Raw genomic sequence first — 3,323 nt, 5'->3', positions numbered from 1 at the left:
ATGAATGCAGGGTTTGAGGATATCTATTCCCTATCTCGCATCATGACGCAGTTTGGCGATGATTGGGAAAAGATCTTTCAAACATTTCAGAAGGAACGAAAACCCAATGCGGATGCTATTGCAGAATTAAGCTATCGCAATTTTATTGAAATGAGCAACAAAACAGCCGATCAGTCTTTCTTATTGCAAAAGAGAATTGAGAAGTGGTTTGCGGAGAAACACCCATCGTTATGGGAGCCTACCTATTCCAGAGTTACATTCTCGCATAGAGCCTATGCAGAAGCACTGGCCATTGGAGATTTTCAGGAAAGTATTATGCAAGAGATCATGAAGCTTCCTAATATTGAAGATCAATGGAAGAGCAAGAAGGTTGAGGAACGTATGTTACAACTACTCCAAAACACGCCGGCTCCAAAGGTTTAAGGTGAATTTTTACGCCTTTTCTCGCTTTGTCTCATAGGCATACTATCAATAAGGTCAAAAATTCGGATGGGTGTTACATAAAAGGGCTGTTTTAGTTTTATTCCTCCATCCTTCCCAAACAACAAGACTCCCTGAAAACCTTTGTGCGGAATTTTACTTACATCGATGGATGTTGCTTTTAACTCCTTATCGAGTATCATCTCCCCATCGAATACCAATATTATTAATTCCCTGTCCTCAATGTCCTTCTCAAAAGGAGCAAAGAGTGCCAGCTGTTCTCTGGTGTTTACAAGATCTCCCTGGGGTGCCATTAGGAGTAAGAGCCGATTTTTCCATCGGAAGTCATTCAGGTCCTGACCTAATAGATTAGCACTCATAAGAAGTAAAATAACTAAATATAGCAGTCTGCGGTACATCCTTTGAAGGCCTTTTCGCTTATCTAAAGGTATAAAAAAAGCCATCTTATTTAAGATGGCTTTAAATATTTTAAAAAGATGAATCCTAGATCTTATCGAACATTTTGTGCATTTTCTTCTGCTCCTCATCTGCTAGAACAGGATCTACCAGAATACGACCACTATGCTCATCTGTGATGATCTTTTTCCTGGAAGCGATCTCTACTTGTACCTGAGGCGGGATAGTAAAGAAAGATCCACCGGAGGCTCCTCTTTCTATTGCAACAACGGCAAGACCATTTTTAACATTGGTACGAATTCTTTTATAAGCCTTAACTAAACGTTCTTCTATTTGTTTTTCGTAAATATCAGACTGTTTTAAAAGTGCCTTTTCTTCTTTTTCGGTTTCGGCAAGAATCGCATTTAGTTCACTTTTCTTGTGCTTTAAATGAGATTCCCGTTCAGATAACCTTTCCTTGGTTTCTGCGATCACCTCTTTTTTCTGCTCGATCTGAACCTTGAATTCCTTTATATTTTTTTCAGCGAGTTGAATTTCCAATTCCTGGAATTCCACTTCTTTGGCAAGAGAATTGAATTCGCGACTATTTCGCACATTCTTCTGTTGCTCAGCGTATTTTTTGATAAGGGCCTTTGCCTCGTCTATAAGATTTTTCTTGGCGGTGATCTCGTAGTTGATGGTCTCCAAATCTGTTTTTAACTTGTCCATCCTTGTTTTGAGTCCTAACACATCATCTTCAAGGTCTTCTACCTCTAAAGGCAATTCTCCACGAACATTGCGTATCTCATCTACCCTGGAATCAATAAGTTGGAGATCGTAAAGGGCTCTTAATTTATTCTCAACTGTAGCTTCTTTCTTTGCTGCCATATGTTAATAATACTTAATGGGATTGGTTATGCTTTCTGATAAAGCGACTGCAAAATTAGGGATTTTTTTTGTAAGATAATCTACCAATAGGTTTTTTGTGTATTGTTCTGATTCATAATGACCTATATCAGCTATTATCATCTTATTTTCAGCCTCAAAGAACTGATGGTATTTTACATCTGCTGTTATAAAAACATCTGCTCCCTGAGCCTTTGCCGCCGAGATAGCAAAAGCACCACTACCTCCCAGTACGGCTACCTTTTGAATGGGTTTGTTGAGCAAACCAGAATGCCGAATACAAGGTACTTGCATACATTTTTTCAAATATTCAAAGAAAGCAAGCTCTTCCATGGGAGCTGTTAAGCTTCCTATCATCCCCATTCCCAGATGTTGCTGCTCATTATCCAGCGTTGTTATTTCGTATGCTACCTCTTCATAGGGATGGCTCTTAAACAAAGCCTTTAAAAGTTGGTTCTTAACTGATCTGGGAAAGGTCATGTGCACTTGTATTTCCTCTTCAAAATGTGTTTCACCAAGTTTCCCCATGGTAGGCTGAGCTCCACTTTCCGGTCTGAAACTACCAGTGCCTTCCAGTGTAAAGCTACAATGACTATAATTTCCTATACTCCCGCCACCTGCCTCAAAGAGGGCTCTTTTTACTTTTTCTAATGCCGCTTTCGGAACATAAGTGGTTAATTTTTGTAAACTATCTGTTTTAGGAATTAAGATGCGTGGATCTAAAATACCCAACACCTCACATATTCTGCCATTGACGCCTTGGGCAACATTGTCTAAAGCAGTGTGCATGCTATATATGTTGATCCCATGTTGGATTGCTTTTACAACGACGCGTTCTACATAGTTCTTTCCGGTGATCTTTTTAAGGCCTTTAAAAAGAATGGGGTGGAAACTTACTATGAGGTTGTATTTCTTTGCTATGGCTTCCTCCACTACATTTTCTAAAGTATCAAGGGTTACTAAGATTCCGGTAACCTGAGCCTTGGGGTCGCCAACCAGGAGTCCTACATTATCGAAATCCTCGGCGTTCGCCAAAGGAGCCAGTTCTTCCAGTATATCCGCAACTTCTTGTACAATCATTCTTAAAATACCAAGGTTCAAAGATAAAATATTATATTTTCGTTCCGATGCAACTTCTAAGAAAAATAGCGTTTCCTATTTCCCTGCTCTACGCCATGGTCGTTTACCTGAGGAATGTTTGTTATGACGTTGGGATATTTTCATCCAAAACGTATAAAACCCCCACTATTTGTGTTGGGAATCTCAGTACAGGGGGTACTGGCAAAACACCTATGATAGAGTGGCTGCTAAGGCATATATCCACGCCTGGGAAGGTAGCTGTATTGAGTAGGGGGTACAGACGAAAATCGAGTGGATTTTTACAAGTCAAACCCGAGCTTAGCGTCCAAGAAGTGGGAGATGAACCCTTACAGATATCCAATAAATTCCCTCGCAATATTGTGGCGGTTGATGGCAGTAGACAGCGGGGCATTCAGAGGCTTGAACAGCAGTTTTCCCCGAGTCTTATCCTGTTAGACGATGCATATCAGCATCGAAAGGTAAAGGCCAGCATGTATATTTTACTTACTGCTTTTAACGAC

4 protein-coding genes and 1 pseudogene are annotated in these 3,323 nt (G+C 40.2%); 2 read left to right on the top strand and 3 right to left on the bottom strand.

The features are described from left to right. Positions 1-423 (top strand): annotated as a pseudogene (locus Q0X72_RS13445) (kynurenine 3-monooxygenase); the annotation flags it as partial. Here the strand turns inward: Q0X72_RS13445 and Q0X72_RS13440 are convergent. The 3 genes from Q0X72_RS13440 to Q0X72_RS13430 form a co-directional block, all read right to left on the bottom strand. After that, positions 420-800: a DUF4174 domain-containing protein gene (locus Q0X72_RS13440; RefSeq protein ID WP_297766448.1), complete on the bottom strand. Its 381-nt coding sequence runs from the start codon at positions 798-800 to the stop codon at positions 420-422. The pseudogene Q0X72_RS13445 and the gene Q0X72_RS13440 sit on opposite strands and share 4 nt — an antisense overlap. A 124-nt stretch (positions 801-924) precedes the next feature. Beyond that, positions 925-1,704: a C4-type zinc ribbon domain-containing protein gene (locus Q0X72_RS13435; protein WP_297766446.1), complete on the bottom strand. Its 780-nt coding sequence runs from the start codon at positions 1,702-1,704 to the stop codon at positions 925-927. A gap of 3 nt (positions 1,705-1,707) precedes the next feature. Further along, positions 1,708-2,802: a Nif3-like dinuclear metal center hexameric protein gene (locus Q0X72_RS13430; protein WP_297766443.1), complete on the bottom strand. Its 1,095-nt coding sequence runs from the start codon at positions 2,800-2,802 to the stop codon at positions 1,708-1,710. 47 nt (positions 2,803-2,849) lie between these two features. Here Q0X72_RS13430 and lpxK point away from each other — a divergent pair. Next, positions 2,850-3,323 (top strand): tetraacyldisaccharide 4'-kinase (gene lpxK, locus Q0X72_RS13425; RefSeq protein ID WP_297766440.1); only part of this gene is annotated, 474 nt, incomplete at its 3' end.

Source organism: uncultured Muriicola sp. (genome assembly GCF_947258935.1).
GTDB lineage: Bacteria > Bacteroidota > Bacteroidia > Flavobacteriales > Flavobacteriaceae > Muriicola.
Note: the sequence above shows the minus strand (reverse complement) of the source record. Positions and strands in the feature narration are given on the sequence as shown.

Excerpts from the sequence above, each read along its gene's own strand:
- Q0X72_RS13440 (WP_297766448.1), bottom strand. The coding sequence starts at position 800 with ATGAGTGCTAATCTATTAGGTCAGGACCTGAATGACTTCCGATGGAAA.
- Q0X72_RS13430 (WP_297766443.1), bottom strand. The coding sequence starts at position 2,802 with ATGATTGTACAAGAAGTTGCGGATATACTGGAAGAACTGGCTCCTTTG.
- Q0X72_RS13435 (WP_297766446.1), bottom strand. The coding sequence starts at position 1,704 with ATGGCAGCAAAGAAAGAAGCTACAGTTGAGAATAAATTAAGAGCCCTT.